The 12,730-nt window shown below is 71.6% G+C and carries 11 protein-coding genes; 6 read left to right on the top strand and 5 right to left on the bottom strand.

The genetic code is table 11. From position 1 onward, the window contains the following. Positions 1-5: 5 nt before the first annotated feature. Together ACIGO6_RS03980 and ACIGO6_RS03975 are read right to left on the bottom strand one after the other, a co-directional pair. Positions 6-1,010 (bottom strand): carbohydrate ABC transporter permease, encoded by a 1,005-nt coding sequence (locus ACIGO6_RS03980; RefSeq protein WP_399870888.1) that lies wholly within the window; start codon positions 1,008-1,010, stop codon positions 6-8. A gap of 112 nt (positions 1,011-1,122) precedes the next feature. Continuing rightward, complete coding sequence (locus ACIGO6_RS03975; protein WP_399870886.1) at positions 1,123-2,394, bottom strand: extracellular solute-binding protein; 1,272 nt, start codon at positions 2,392-2,394, stop codon at positions 1,123-1,125. Positions 2,395-2,807: 413 nt separating this feature from the next. On the opposite strand from ACIGO6_RS03975, the gene ACIGO6_RS03970 reads away from it, so the two are divergent. Together ACIGO6_RS03970 and ACIGO6_RS03965 are read left to right on the top strand one after the other, a co-directional pair. Beyond that, on the top strand, positions 2,808-3,842 hold the full coding sequence (locus ACIGO6_RS03970; protein ID WP_399870885.1) for a LacI family DNA-binding transcriptional regulator: 1,035 nt from the start codon (positions 2,808-2,810) through the stop codon (positions 3,840-3,842). Between the two features lie 89 nt (positions 3,843-3,931). Continuing rightward, a complete protein-coding gene (locus ACIGO6_RS03965; protein WP_399870882.1) occupies positions 3,932-4,795 on the top strand; it encodes a phosphatase PAP2 family protein in 864 nt (287 codons plus the stop codon). A 220-nt stretch (positions 4,796-5,015) separates the two neighbouring features. Here ACIGO6_RS03965 and ACIGO6_RS03960 read toward each other — a convergent pair whose 3' ends face one another. Next, positions 5,016-8,021, bottom strand: a complete 3,006-nt coding sequence (locus ACIGO6_RS03960; protein ID WP_399870880.1) for a bifunctional [glutamine synthetase] adenylyltransferase/[glutamine synthetase]-adenylyl-L-tyrosine phosphorylase — start codon at positions 8,019-8,021, stop codon at positions 5,016-5,018. A gap of 153 nt (positions 8,022-8,174) precedes the next feature. Here ACIGO6_RS03960 and ACIGO6_RS03955 point away from each other — a divergent pair, with 153 nt between their 5' ends. The 3 genes from ACIGO6_RS03955 to ACIGO6_RS03945 all read left to right on the top strand — a co-directional run bounded on the left by ACIGO6_RS03955 (position 8,175) and on the right by ACIGO6_RS03945 (position 9,198). Then, entirely contained in the window at positions 8,175-8,438 is a 264-nt protein-coding gene (locus ACIGO6_RS03955) for a type II toxin-antitoxin system Phd/YefM family antitoxin (protein WP_399870878.1), read from the top strand. Next, positions 8,435-8,689 (top strand): Txe/YoeB family addiction module toxin, encoded by a 255-nt coding sequence (locus ACIGO6_RS03950; protein WP_399870875.1) that lies wholly within the window; start codon positions 8,435-8,437, stop codon positions 8,687-8,689. Before ACIGO6_RS03955 ends, ACIGO6_RS03950 begins: the two co-directional genes overlap by 4 nt. 62 nt (positions 8,690-8,751) lie before the next feature. Then, a complete protein-coding gene (locus tag ACIGO6_RS03945; RefSeq protein ID WP_399870872.1) occupies positions 8,752-9,198 on the top strand; it encodes a VOC family protein in 447 nt (148 codons plus the stop codon). On the opposite strand, the gene ACIGO6_RS03940 is transcribed toward ACIGO6_RS03945, so the two are convergent. Continuing rightward, positions 9,195-9,866: a TetR/AcrR family transcriptional regulator gene (locus ACIGO6_RS03940; protein WP_399870870.1), complete on the bottom strand. Its 672-nt coding sequence runs from the start codon at positions 9,864-9,866 to the stop codon at positions 9,195-9,197. The genes ACIGO6_RS03945 and ACIGO6_RS03940 overlap by 4 nt on opposite strands. A gap of 59 nt (positions 9,867-9,925) precedes the next feature. Here ACIGO6_RS03940 and ACIGO6_RS03935 point away from each other — a divergent pair, with 59 nt between their 5' ends. Then, on the top strand, positions 9,926-10,897 hold the full coding sequence (locus ACIGO6_RS03935; RefSeq protein WP_399870867.1) for an NAD(P)-dependent alcohol dehydrogenase: 972 nt from the start codon (positions 9,926-9,928) through the stop codon (positions 10,895-10,897). 27 nt (positions 10,898-10,924) lie between these two features. Here the strand turns inward: ACIGO6_RS03935 and ACIGO6_RS03930 are convergent, their stop codons facing one another. Beyond that, positions 10,925-12,679, bottom strand: coding sequence for an NAD+ synthase (locus ACIGO6_RS03930; RefSeq protein WP_399870865.1), 1,755 nt, complete (start codon positions 12,677-12,679; stop codon positions 10,925-10,927). Between the last annotated feature and the right edge of the window lie 51 nt (positions 12,680-12,730).

The raw sequence follows: 12,730 nt of genomic DNA, 5'->3' as shown, positions 1-12,730 counted from the left end.
CTGCCTCAGATCGCGAGCTGCTGCTCATTGCGGTTCAGCCAGCGGCGGTAGAAGGAGGTGAAGACGATCAGGATGGCCAGCAGCAGGATGCCGTAGGCCGCGGACTGCGCGAAGTCGCGCGGCTGCTGTCCGAAGCCGAGCTGGTACGCCCAGGTGACCAGGATCTGCGCCTCCGGGGCGGTGTTGCCGAACAGCAGGAAGATCACGGCGAACTGGTTGAAGGTCCAGATGATGCCGAGCAGGACGACCGTGGAGCTGACCGACCTGAGGCCGGGCAGGGTGACGTAGCGGAACTGCTGCCAGGCGTTCGCGCCGTCCATCTCGGAGGCCTCGTAGAGGCTGTTGTCGATGGACTGCAGGCCGCCGAGGAGCGAGACCATCATGAACGGCACGCCGCACCAGGTGTTCACCATGATCGCGGAGAACCGCTGCCAGAAGGTGTCCTCCAGCCAGGCGGGCGTCGGCAGGTGCAGCCACTCCAGGGCGGAGTTGATGACGCCCTCGTCGGCGAGCATGAAGCGCCAGCCGAAGACGGTGACGAAGGTGGGCACGGCCCACGGCAGGACCAGGACCAGCCGGTAGAAGGTGCGGCCGCGCAGCTTCTGGTTGAGCAGCAGGGCGAGGCCGAGGCCGATGAAGAAGTGCAGGCCGACGCAGACCGCCGTCCACACGATGGTCCAGATGAAGTGCGACCAGAAGCGGTCGTAGGCGGTCGGGCCCCACAGGATGTCGGCGTAGTTGTCCAGGCCGACGAACTTGTAGGTGGCCTCGATCTCGTTGACGCCGATGGTGCGGGCGCTGTTGAGGCTGTTGGCGTCGGTGAGGGTGAGGTAGAGGCCGTAGCCCAGGGGGTACAGCACGAGGACGCCGATCACGACGGCCACCGGCGCGATCATGGCGTAGGCGTACCAGTGCTTCTGGTAGCCGTCTTTGAGACGCCGGCCGAGGCCGGGCCGCGGGGTGCGGTCACCGCGGCGCTTGCCGGTCGCGCGGTCGATGGCGACTGTCATGGTTCGACACCTTCGGGAGCATCGGGGGAGATCAGAAGGTCAGGAGTGCGGCGCACGGCCGGTGGCCGCCGGGTCCCTCCCCCGAGGGTGGGGACCCGGCGGCCACAGGGGCTCACTTGCCGAAGTCCGGCACCAGCTTGGCGATCGCGGTCTCGGCGTCGCCCAGACCCTCGTCCAGGGACTTCTTGCCGCCGGCGATCTGCGGCAGCTCGTCGTCCAGCGGGGTCCACAGGGAGCTGTACTCCGGCAGCGCCGGGCGCGGCTGGGCGGCGGGCAGGACCGTCTGGTAGCCGGCGATGCCCGGGTCGGCCTTGACCTTGTCGGTGTAGGCGTCGTCGCGGGTCGGCAGCGTGGAGTTCTTCAGGGCGACGGTCTCCTGGGACTTCGCCGAGGTCATGAAGTTGACGAACTTCAGCGCCGCTTCCTGGTGGGCCTGGTCCGAGCCGGCGTAGACCGAGAGGTTGTGGCCGCCGGTCGGGGCGCCCGCCTTGCCGGTGGCGCCGGCCGGGACGGTGGCGATGCCGAGGTTGTTCTTGTCCTTGAACGCCGAGCCCTTGTAGAAGTTGGTGATCTCCCACGGGCCCTGGATGATCGAGGCGACCTTGCCGGTGACGAACGCCTCCTGGATGTGGGCGTAGGCGTCGGCGGTGGTGTCGGCCTTGTGCAGGCCCTTGCCGTCGAACAGGCTCAGCCAGGTGCCGTACGCCTTCTTCGCCTCGGGCGAGTTGACGGTGACCTTCTTGGCCTCGGCGTCGACCGTGTCGGTGCCCTCGCCGTACAGGAACGGCTGCGCGTAGTAGCCGGCGGTGGAGGCCCAGTAGCCGTCGACGCCGGTCTTGTCCTTGATGGTGGCGGCGGCCTTCTTCAGGTCGTCCCAGGTCTTGGGGGCCTCGACGCCGGCCTTCTTGAACAGTTCCTTGTTGTAGACGAAGGCGAGGGTGTCGGTGACCAGCGGGACGCCGTAGGTCTTGCCCTCGTACTTGGCCTGCTCGATCAGGTTGGGCTGGAACTTGTCCTGGTCGGCGAGGGCCTCGGTGCCGTCCAGCGGCAGGAAGAAGCCCTTCTTGGCGAAGGCCGGGGTCCAGCCGACCTCGGAGCGCAGGACGTCGGGGGCACCCTTGGAGCCGGCGGCGGTGTCGAACTTGTTCTGCGCCTGGTCGAAGGGGACGTTGACGAAGTTGACCTTGATGCCCTTGTTGGCGGCCTCGAACTCCTTGACCAGGGCCTTGTAGGTCGGCGCCTCGTTGGTCGCGTTGGAGGTGTCCCAGTAAGTGATGGTGACCGGTCCGCCGGACTCGCTGTCGCTGTCGCCGTCCCCGCCGCACGCCGTCGCCGCGAGAGCGAGGGACGCCACCAGAGCGGTGGCCGCTATGCCACGCCGCATGAGTTCTCCTTGAGGGTGAAAGCCCGTGTGGTGCAGGGTGCGGGCCCGTCCGCCGCTCCTGCCGACACCGACCGCGTCATTGCCGCCGTCGGGCGACGTGAACGTAACAGCGTTGAAAGCGGCGCGAAAGGTCTTGCAGCAAAAAAGTGCAAGAGATCTCCGAAGTTATCCGGACGTGACCTCCTGGCGACCATCGTGAGACGCTTGTTTACGGGGGCGGAGCGGTTTGTTTACGGGGACCGAGCGACATCCGGGCCGGTTGTGCAAGACTCTGCAAGCTCTTGCCACCATTTTCTCGAGGGAGCGCGATGACGCAGCAGCCCGCGCCGGGCCGTCCGACGGGCCGTCCAACAGGCCGTCCGCGGCGCCCGATCGGTGTGCAAGGCCGCGGCCGACAGGTACAGTCCACCCCTGTGACCACACGGCTTGCCGACATCGCCGCCCAGGCGGGGGTGAGCGAAGCGACGGTCAGCCGGGTCCTCAACGGGAAGCCGGGCGTCGCCGCCACCACCCGCCAGTCCGTCCTGGCCGCCCTCGACGTGCTCGGCTACGAGCGCCCGGTCCGGCTGCGGCAACGCAGCGAGGGCCTGGTCGGCCTGATCACCCCGGAGCTGGAGAACCCGATATTCCCGGCGCTGGCCCAGGTCATCGGCCAGGCGCTGACCCGCCAGGGCTACACCCCGGTGCTCGCCACCCAGACGCCGGGCGGCTCCACCGAGGACGAGCTGACGGAGATGCTGGTCGACCGCGGCGTCGCCGGCATCATCTATGTCTCCGGACTGCACGCCGACACCACCGCCGACATGCAGCGCTACGAGCGGCTGCGCGCGCAGGGCGTGCCCTTCGTCCTCGTCGACGGTTTCTCGTCGAAGGTGCAGGCGCCGTTCATCTCCCCCGACGACCGTGCCGCGATGAGCCTCGCCGTCACCCACCTCGTCTCGCTCGGCCACACCCGCATCGGGCTGGCCCTCGGTCCGAAGCGGTTCGTGCCGGTGCAGCGCAAGATCGAGGGATTCGTCCGCACCGTCCAGGAGCAACTGGACCTGAGCCCCGAGACGGTGGAGAAGGAACTCGTCCAGCACTCCCTCTACACCCTGGAGGGCGGCCAGGCGGCGGCCACCGCGCTCATGGATCGCGCCTGCACGGCGGTGGTCTGCGCCAGCGACATGATGGCGCTGGGCGCGATACGGGCGGCCCGGCAGCGCGGGATGGACGTGCCCAAGGACTTCTCGGTCGTCGGCTTCGACGACTCGCCGCTGATCGCCTTCACCGACCCGCCCCTGACGACCGTCCGCAAGCCGGTACCGGCGATGGGGCAGGCGGCGGTGCGCACGCTGCTGGAGGAGATCGGCGGAACCCCCGCGCCGCACAGCGAGTTCGTCTTCATGCCGGAGTTGGTGGTCCGCGGCTCGACGGCGTCGGCGCCGGGCGAGCGCAACCGGCCCTAGGGCCTGCCCTGGCCGGGGAAGCGGGTGCGGACCGCCCGAGGCAGGGGGATGATCGGTGGGGGAAGGCTTTTCTGGCAGACTTCATGCCTATGGGTGACGTGACCGTGAGGACTCCGGAACGCCTCGAAGAGGGCGTTCCGCACCCCGTCACGGAGGAGACGGGGCAGCCGGAGCAGGGGTTCGTGCGCCGGCTCCGTGCGCCTCGTCGGCCCCGCCTGTGGTTCGAGATCCTGCTGATCGCGGTGAGTTACTGGACGTACTCGCTCATCCGCAACGCCGTACCGGAGCAGCGGGCGCAGGCGCTGCGCAACGCCGACTGGATCTGGCGGCTCGAGCACCAACTCGGCATCGCGGTCGAGGAGACCATCAACCATGCCGTCAACTCGGTGACTTGGCTGGTCGTCGGCATGAACTACTACTACGCCACGCTGCACTTCGTGGTGACGCTGGGCGTACTGGTGTGGCTGTACCGCAGCCATCCCGGCCGCTACGCGGCGACCCGGCTCGTCCTCTTCGCGACGACGGGTGTCGCCCTGGTCGGCTACTACCTGTATCCGCTCGCTCCGCCCCGGCTGATGAACGGCGGGCACTTCATCGACACCGTGATGGTCCACGAGACATGGGGGTCGATGGCGTCCGGGGACCTGAAGAACATGTCCAACCAGTACGCGGCGATGCCCTCGATGCACATCGGGTGGTCGGTGTGGTGCGGTCTGACGATCTTCGCGCTGACTTCGGTGCCGTGGGTGCGGGTGCTGGGGCTGCTGTATCCGGTGCTCACGCTGGTGGTGATCGTGGCGACTGCCAACCACTTCTGGCTGGATGCGGTGGGGGGTGTGCTGTGTCTGGGGTTCGGGTACGCGGTGGCGGGGCTCTGGTACGGGAGCACGCCTTATGCGTTGCCGCGGGTGGTGTCCGTGCGGCGGGGGGTCTGGTTGCCCTCGCGGGCCTAGGGCCTGTCCGGCGGATCATGCCGCAGACGCGGGGTCTGGCACGCCCATCTGCCGCGTTGTCGTCACTCGCCAACGCTCCGCGTTGACTCCCTCCTCCGCCTTGCAGCTGGACGCACCAGACCCCGCTCACCGGCGACGATGAGATACCGCCGCTTTCCTGCGACCTGATCCGCCGGACAGGCCCTAGCGGCACGACTGCCCGCAGCTGCGCGCGGCTGGGTTACTCGTAGAACAACTCCTCCACCACCGTCCGCGCCCGGCGGGCCGTGCGGCGGTACTCGTCGAGCATGTCGCCCACGTGGCCGGGCCCGTGGCCCAGGTAGCGGCCCACCGCCGCCAGCTCGCGCGGGTCGGTCGGGAACGTGTCCCCGGCCCGGCCGCGCACCAGCATCACCGCGTTGCGCACCCGCGTGGCCAGCACCCACGCCTCGTCGAGTGTCGCGGCGTTCTCCGCCGAGATGAGCCCGGCGTCCGCGGCGGCGGCCAGTGCCCCGCGCGTCCGGGTGGTCCGCAGCCCCGCCTCCCGGTGGCCGTACCGCAGCTGGAGCAGCTGCACGGTCCACTCCACGTCGGACAGCCCGCCCGGCCCCAGCTTGGCGTGCAGCTTGGGGTCCGCGCCGCGCGGCAGCCGCTCCGACTCCATGCGGGCCTTCAGCCGCCGGATCTCCCGTACGGCGTCCTCCGTGAGCCCCTTCGCCGGGTACCGCAGCGGATCGACCAGCTCGATGAACCGCCGCCCCAGATCCTCGTCGCCGGCCACGAACTCGGCCCGCAGCAGGGCGTGCGACTCCCACACCAGCGACCAGCGCCGGTAGTAGGCCTCGTACGACTTGAGCGTCCGCACCAGCGGCCCGGACTTGCCCTCCGGGCGCAGGTCGGCGTCGATGATCAGGGGCGGGTCGGCGCTCGGCACCTGGAGCAGGCGGCGCATCTCGGAGACGACCCTGTTCGCCGCGTCGGCCGCCTCCCGCTCGTCGACCCCGTCCCGCGGCTCGTGCACGAACAGCACGTCCGCGTCGGAGCCGTAGCCCAGTTCGTGGCCGCCGAAGCGGCCCATGCCGATGACCGCGAACCGGGTCGGCAGGGTGTCGCCCCAGCCGTCCCGCACGACCGCCCGGAGCGTCCCCCCCAGGGTCGCCGCCGTCAGGTCGGACACCGCCGAGCCGACGCGGTCCACCAGGGCGCCCTGGTCGGCCTCGACGGGCTGCGCCTCGGTGCCGTAGGAGCCGACGATGTCGGCGGCGGCCGTACGGAACAGCTCCCGGCGGCGCACCCCGCGCGCGACCGTGACCGCCTGCTCGGCGCCGTCGGCGCGGCGGACCGCGGCGAGCACCTCCTGCTCCAGCTGGGCCCGCCCGCGCGGCGCCAGTCCCCCGGCGTCGCCGTCCCCGAGCAGCGCGACCGCCTCCGGTGCCCGCAGCAGCAGGTCGGGGGCGAGCCGCCCGGCGGAGAGCACGCGCGCGAGGTTCTCGGCCGCCGCGCCCTCGTCCCGCAGCAGCCTGAGGTACCAGGGCGTCTTGCCGAGCGCGTCGGAGACCTTGCGGAAGCCCAGCAGCCCGGCGTCCGGGTCGGCGGAGTCGGCGAACCAGCCCAGGAGCACGGGCAGCAGGGTCCGCTGGATGGCCGCCTTGCGGGTGACGCCGGACGCCAGCGCCTCCAGGTGCCTGAGCGCGGCGGCCGGGTCGGCGTACCCGAGGGCGACCAGCCGCTCCCGGGCCGCCTCGGCACTGAGCCGGGCCTCCCCCGGCGCCAGCTGGGCCACCGCGTCGAGCAGGGGCCGGTAGAACAGCTTCTCGTGCAGCCGGCGTACGACGGAGGCGTGCCGCTTCCACGCCCGCAGCAGACCGGCCACCGGGTCGGTGCGCAGGCCGAGGGAGCGGCCGAGACGGCGCAGGTCGGCCTCGTCCTCGGGCACCAGGTGGGTGCGCCGCAGCCGGTGCAGCTGGATGCGGTGCTCCATGGAGCGCAGGAAGCGGTACGCCTCGTCGAGCTGGGCGGCGTCGGTCCGGCCGACGTACCCGCCCGCGGCCAGCGCGGACAGCGCGGACAGGGTCGTACCGCTGTGCAGGGACGTGTCGGAGCGCCCGTGCACCAGCTGGAGCAGCTGCACGGCGAACTCGACGTCCCTGAGGCCGCCCGGGCCCAGCTTGAGCTGACGGTCGACCTCGGCGACGGGGATGGTCTCCACCACCCGGCGGCGCATCTTCTGCACGTCCGGGACGAAGTTCTCCCGCTCGGCGGCCTGCCACACCAGGGGCTGGAGGGCGGCGACGTACGCGGCGCCGAGGCCCGGGTCGCCGGCCACCGGGCGGGCCTTGAGCAGCGCCTGGAACTCCCAGGTCTTGGCCCAGCGCTGGTAGTAGGCCAGGTGGCTGCTGAGGGTGCGCACCAGCGGCCCGTTGCGGCCCTCGGGGCGGAGGTTGGCGTCGACGGGCCAGATGGAGCCCTCGACGGTGGTCTCGGAGCAGATGCGCATCATGTGCGAGGCGAGCGAGGTCGCGGCCCGCAGCGCCTTGGCCTCCTCGTCGGCCCCCGCGGTGTCGTCGGCGGCCTCGCCGACGAAGATCACGTCCACGTCGGAGACGTAGTTCAGCTCGTGGCCGCCGCACTTGCCCATCGCGATCACCGCGAGCCGGCACCGCGCGGCGTCCTCGGGCGCGGCGGCCTCGGCGAGGGCGAGGGCGGCGCGCAGGGTGGCGGTGGCGAGGTCGGCCAGCTCGGCGGCGGTCTCGGCGACGTCGATCGTGCCGCACACGTCGCGGGCGGCGATGGACAGCAGGCAGCGACGGTAGGCGACGCGCAGGGAGACGGGGTCGGTCGCCTCGGCGAGGCCGCGCTCGAACTCCGCCACTCCGCGGTGCAGATCGCGCGGCTCGTAGGTGACGAGGGCCTGCCAGTCCCCGGCGTGCCGGGCGAGGTGGTCGGCGAGCGCCTCCGAGGCGCCGAGCACGCCGAGGAGACGGTCGCGCAGGGGCTTGGCCGCTATCAGGGTGTCCAGCAGCTCCCGGCGGGCGGTGGGGTCGGGCTGTGCCTCCAGCAGCCGGACCAGGCCGTGCAGGGCGAGGTCGGGATCGGCGGTGGCGCCCAGCGCCTCCAGCAGGACCGGGTCGGCGCGGACCGGCGCCAGCTCCGCGCCGTCCAGCAGCCGCTCGGCGGCCGAGGGGTCGGTGAAGCCGTGCCGCAGCAGCCGCGTGAAGGTGCTGCTCCTGCGCCCCGGCGTCGTCATCTCGGCCTCCTGTCGGGCCCCTGGGATCAAGGTCTACCGCCGAGCGTAACCGGGGAGTCGCGCGCGGGCGCCGGGGCGTACCGGTCCCGCTCTCCGGTGGACCGCTCCGGACTCGTACGATATCTTGTACAAGCCGCGAAGGGAGGCACTGGTATGTCCATCACCGCCAGCGAAGCCCGTCAGAACCTGTTCCCGCTGATAGAGCAGGTCAACGAGGACCATGCCCCGGTGCACATCACCTCCCGCAAGGGAAACGCCGTGCTCATGTCCGAGGAGGACTTCACGGCCTGGACGGAGACGGTGCATCTCCTGCGGTCGCCCAAGAACGCGCGCCGTCTGCTCGACTCGATCGCGGAGGCCGAGTCCGGCGCTGCGCGACCGCGCGAACTGATCGACCCGGACGCGGAGCGGGCGTGAGGATCACTTTCACGTCCCACGGCTGGGAGGACTACGTCCACTGGGCCGAGAGCGACCGGAAGATGACCAAACGGATCAACAAACTGATCGCCGACATCACCCGTGACCCGTTCAAGGGCATCGGCAAGCCCGAGCCGCTGAAGGGCGACCTGTCGGGCTACTGGTCACGGCGCATCGACGACACGCACCGTCTGGTGTACAAGCCGGGCGACGACGTGCTGGTCGTCGTGCAGGCGCGGTACCACTACTGATTGCTCGTGTGACTGCTCGTGCAACTGCTCGTGCTCGACAAGGACGTCGAAGGAGTATGGCCGTGGACTTCACCCTCGAAGTGATCCCGCTCCCCGTGACCGACATCGACCGCGCCCGGGACTTCTACCGTGACAAGGTCGGTTTCCACGTCGACATCGACCAGGAGGTCATGCCGGGGATGCGGATCGTCCAGCTGACGCCCCCGGGCTCCGGCTGCTCGATCGCCCTCGGCGACGCCATCTGGGACATGGCCCAGGGACAGACCCGCCCCGAGCCCGGCTCGTACCAGGGGCTGCAGCTGTGCGTCGCCGACATCAAGGCGGCCCACGCGGAACTGGTGGGCCGCGGCCTCGACGTCTCCGAGCCGGTGCAGTACGCGCCGGACGACGGCGCCACCTTCATGTACTTCAAGGACCCGGACGGCAACGGCTGGGCGGTCCAGGAGTACCGGCGCAGGGCGACGGAGCCGTTGCACCAGGTGCTGACGGAGCTGAAGGGGCAGGGCTAAGAGCTGTCCGCCCCGGGCCACGGCAGGTGGTACAGGTCGAGGGGTGCCGGGGGCGGGAGCGGGGGCCCGGCGCCCTCCGGGGCGGCGAGGTCGGCCCGGAAGGAGTGCAGCAGGAGGGCCACCAGGCGGCGGGACGCCGCGAGGGCGGCCTCCGTGGACCGGGCGTGGATGCCGTTGTTGGCCATGAACACGAGCGTGAGGTCGCTGCGGTCGAAGTCGGCGCGCAGCCGCCCCGCGTCCTTCGCCCGCCGCGCGAGCACCGCGAACCCCTCCTCCGCGCGCACGCGGGTCTCCTCGAACTCCGTCGCGTCCGGGAACGCCGTGAGGAACGCGGCGGCGAAACCCCGGTCGAGGATGTTCAGCGCGCAGACCTTCTCGACGACCCCGCAGAAGCCCGCCCAGGGGTCGGGGTCGGCGAGGGCCTCGTCGATGGTGCCCGCGCACATCCTGAGCTGGTCCGCGAAGACCGTCGTGACGAGCGACTCCCGGGTGGGGAAGCGCCGGTAGAGCGTGGCGACCCCGACGCCGGCGCGACGGGCCACGGCCGCCATCGGAACGTCCAGGCCCCGGGCGGCGAACAGACCGCGGGCCGCCTCCAGGATGCGGTCGCGGTTGTGGCGCGCGTCCGCGCGCAGTGCGGGCGGCATCCGAGAAGAAGCGGCGGCCATGTTTCTCACATTAGCTCAAGTGGACGACCCCGTCCGGTTACGGGCTTAGCGTGCAGGGCATGAGTGAGATGCGCGCCGCGCTGTACGACAGGTACGGCCCTCCCGAGGTCCTGTACGAGGGCACCGTGCCCAAGCCGGTCGCCGCACCCGGCGAGATCCTGGTCCGCGTCCTCGCCGCCAGTGTCAACGGCGGCGAACTGGCCGGGCGGGCCGGGAAGGTCAGGCTGGTGACCGGCCTGACCGGGCGGGGCTTCCCCAAACGCACCGGCATCGACTTCGTCGGCGAGGTCGTCACGCCGGGGCCGCCCGGGTCCGGCGTCGCGGCCGGCGACCGGGTGTGGGGGCTGCTCCCCCGCCGCCGGATGTTCGGCAGCGCCGCGGAGTTCGTGGCCGTACCGCCCGAGCGGGTGGCCCTCGCGCCCTCCGCCCTCGACGCGACGGACGCGGTGTCCCTGCTCGCGGGAGGCACGACGTCCGTCGTCGCCCTGCGGGACAAGGCCCGCCTGCGCGTGGGGGAACGGCTGCTGGTCCGCGGGGCGGCGGGCGGGGTCGGCAGCGTCGCCGTCCAGCTCGGCCGGGCCTACTGCGCCCACGTCACGGCACTCGCCGGGGCCCGGAATCTCGACTTCGTCCGTGACCTGGGCGCCGACGAGGCCTTCGACTACGCCACCACCGGGGCGGCCGGCCTCGGCCGGTTCGACGTCGTCCTCGACACGGTCGGCACGGAACTGCGCGCCTACCGCGGGCTGCTGGCTCCGGGCGGCCGCATGGTGGCGATCGCCTTCGACACCGCGAACCCGGCCGCCTCGCTCGCCTACCTGCTCGCGTCGACGGTGTTCGGCTCCCGCCGCGTGCGGTTCTTCAGCGGCAACCCCGGCCGCCCCCTGCTCACCGAGCTGACGGCGCTGGCCGAGAGCGGCGCCCTGCGTCCCGTGGTGGACACGGTGCACCCCCTCGCCGGTATCGCCGCCGCCCACCGGGCGCTGGAGCGCGGGGGCGTGCGCGGGAAGCACGTCATCCGCGTCGGCTGAGCCGCCCCGCGGGGCCGCACGGCTCCGTCAGCCCGACTCCCGCCAGCGGTTGGTGATCGGCAGCCGGCGGTCCTTGCCGAAGCCCTTCGGCGAGATCTTGGTGCCCGGCGGGTACTGGCGGCGCTTGTACTCGGCGGTGTCGACCATCCGCAGCGTCTTCGCCACCAGCGCCCGGTCGTACCCGGCCGCCACGATCTCGTCAGCGCCCCGGTCCCGGTCGACGTACAGCTCCAGGATGGCGTCCAGCACCGGGTAGTCCGGCAGCGAGTCGGTGTCGACCTGGCCGGGGCGCAGCTCGGCGCTCGGGGGCTTGGTGATCGAGTTCTCGGGGATCGGCGGGGTCTGCCCGCGGGCCTCGGCGGCCCGGTTGCGCCACTCGGCCAGGCGGAAGACGGACGTCTTGTAGACGTCCTTGATGGGTCCGTAGGCGCCCACGGAGTCGCCGTACAGCGTCGAGTACCCGACCGCCAGCTCCGACTTGTTGCCCGGCGCCAGGACGAGGTGGCCCTCCTGGTTGGAGATCGCCATCAGCAGCGTCCCCCGCAGCCGGGACTGGAGGTTCTCCTCCGCGAGCCCGGTCAGGCCGAGCGCACCCATGTACGCGTCGAACATCGGCTCGATCGCCACGGTGCGGTAGTGGAGCCCGGTGCGGCGCGCCAGCTCCGCCGCGTCGTCCTTGGAGTGGCCGGAGGAGTACTTGGACGGCATCGACACCCCGTACACGTGCTCCGCGCCCACCGCGTCGCAGGCGATCGCCGCGACCAGGGCGGAGTCGATGCCGCCGGACAGCCCGATCAGCACCGAGCGGAAGCCGTTCTTGGCGACGTACGCGCGCAGCCCGACGACCAGCGCCGAGTAGACCTCCTCGGCGTCGTCCAGCCGCTCGGCGTGACCGCCGGACAGCTCGGGCGCGTAGGCGGGCACCGGTTCCTCGGACAGCACCACCCGGTCGATGCGCAGCCCGTCGTCGACCACGCCGGCCGGGGCGTCGGCGTCGGCGGCCGGCAGGTCGAGGTCCAGGACCATGCACTGCTCGGAGAACTGCGGGGCCCGCGCCACGACCTCGCCGTCCCGGTCGACCACGATCGAGTCGCCGTCGAAGACGAGCTCGTCCTGCCCGCCGACCATTGCGAGGTACGCCGTGGTGCACCCGGCCTCCTGGGCCCGCTTGCGCACCAGCTCCAGCCGGGTGTCGTCCTTGTCGCGCTCGTAGGGCGAGGCGTTGACGGAGAGCAGCAGCCCGGCGTGGGCAGAGCGCGCGGCCGGCACCCGGCCGCCGTCCTGCCACAGGTCCTCGCAGATGGCGAGGGCCACGTCGACGCCGCGCACCCGCACCACCGGCATGGTGTCGCCGGGCACGAAGTAGCGGAACTCGTCGAAGACGCCGTAGTTCGGCAGGTGGTGCTTGGCGAAGCTCAGCGCCACCTCGCCGCCGTACAGCACGGCCGCCGCGTTCTGCGGGGCGCCGGCGGGCTGGCCGTACTTCGGCTGGGCGGTCGCCGAGCGGTCGAGGTAGCCCACGACCACCGGCAGCTCGCCGAGGCCCTCGTCCGCGAGCCGTGCCGCGAGGGAGCGCAGGGCGGCGCGGGAGGCCTCCACGAAGGACGACCTCAGGGCCAGGTCCTCGACGGGGTACCCGGTCAGCATCATTTCCGGGAACGCCACCAGGTGGGCTCCCTGCTCGGCCGAGTGCCGGGTCCGGCGGACGACCGACTCCGCGTTCGCGGCGATGTCGCCGACGGTGGAGTCGATCTGGTTCAGGGCGAGTCGTAGTCGGGGCACGCGCCCAGTGTAATCGTCAGAACGACACAATGGGGTGTCGTCCCGATGTCC

The sequence above is a fragment of the Streptomyces sp. NPDC053750 genome (genome assembly GCF_044544295.1).
Classification (GTDB): Bacteria; Actinomycetota; Actinomycetes; order Streptomycetales; family Streptomycetaceae; genus Streptomyces.
This window is presented reverse-complemented; position numbering and strand designations above follow the sequence as displayed.

What these genes read in the sequence shown, in the direction of transcription:
- ACIGO6_RS03960 (WP_399870880.1), bottom strand. Translation starts at nt 8,021, where the DNA reads ATGACGACGCCGGGGCGCAGGAGCAGCACCTTCACGCGGCTGCTGCGG.
- ACIGO6_RS03955 (WP_399870878.1), top strand. Translation starts at nt 8,175, where the DNA reads ATGTCCATCACCGCCAGCGAAGCCCGTCAGAACCTGTTCCCGCTGATA.
- ACIGO6_RS03965 (WP_399870882.1), top strand. Translation starts at nt 3,932, where the DNA reads ATGGGTGACGTGACCGTGAGGACTCCGGAACGCCTCGAAGAGGGCGTT.
- ACIGO6_RS03940 (WP_399870870.1), bottom strand. Translation starts at nt 9,866, where the DNA reads ATGGCCGCCGCTTCTTCTCGGATGCCGCCCGCACTGCGCGCGGACGCG.
- ACIGO6_RS03975 (WP_399870886.1), bottom strand. Translation starts at nt 2,394, where the DNA reads ATGCGGCGTGGCATAGCGGCCACCGCTCTGGTGGCGTCCCTCGCTCTC.
- ACIGO6_RS03980 (WP_399870888.1), bottom strand. Translation starts at nt 1,010, where the DNA reads ATGACAGTCGCCATCGACCGCGCGACCGGCAAGCGCCGCGGTGACCGC.
- ACIGO6_RS03935 (WP_399870867.1), top strand. Translation starts at nt 9,926, where the DNA reads ATGAGTGAGATGCGCGCCGCGCTGTACGACAGGTACGGCCCTCCCGAG.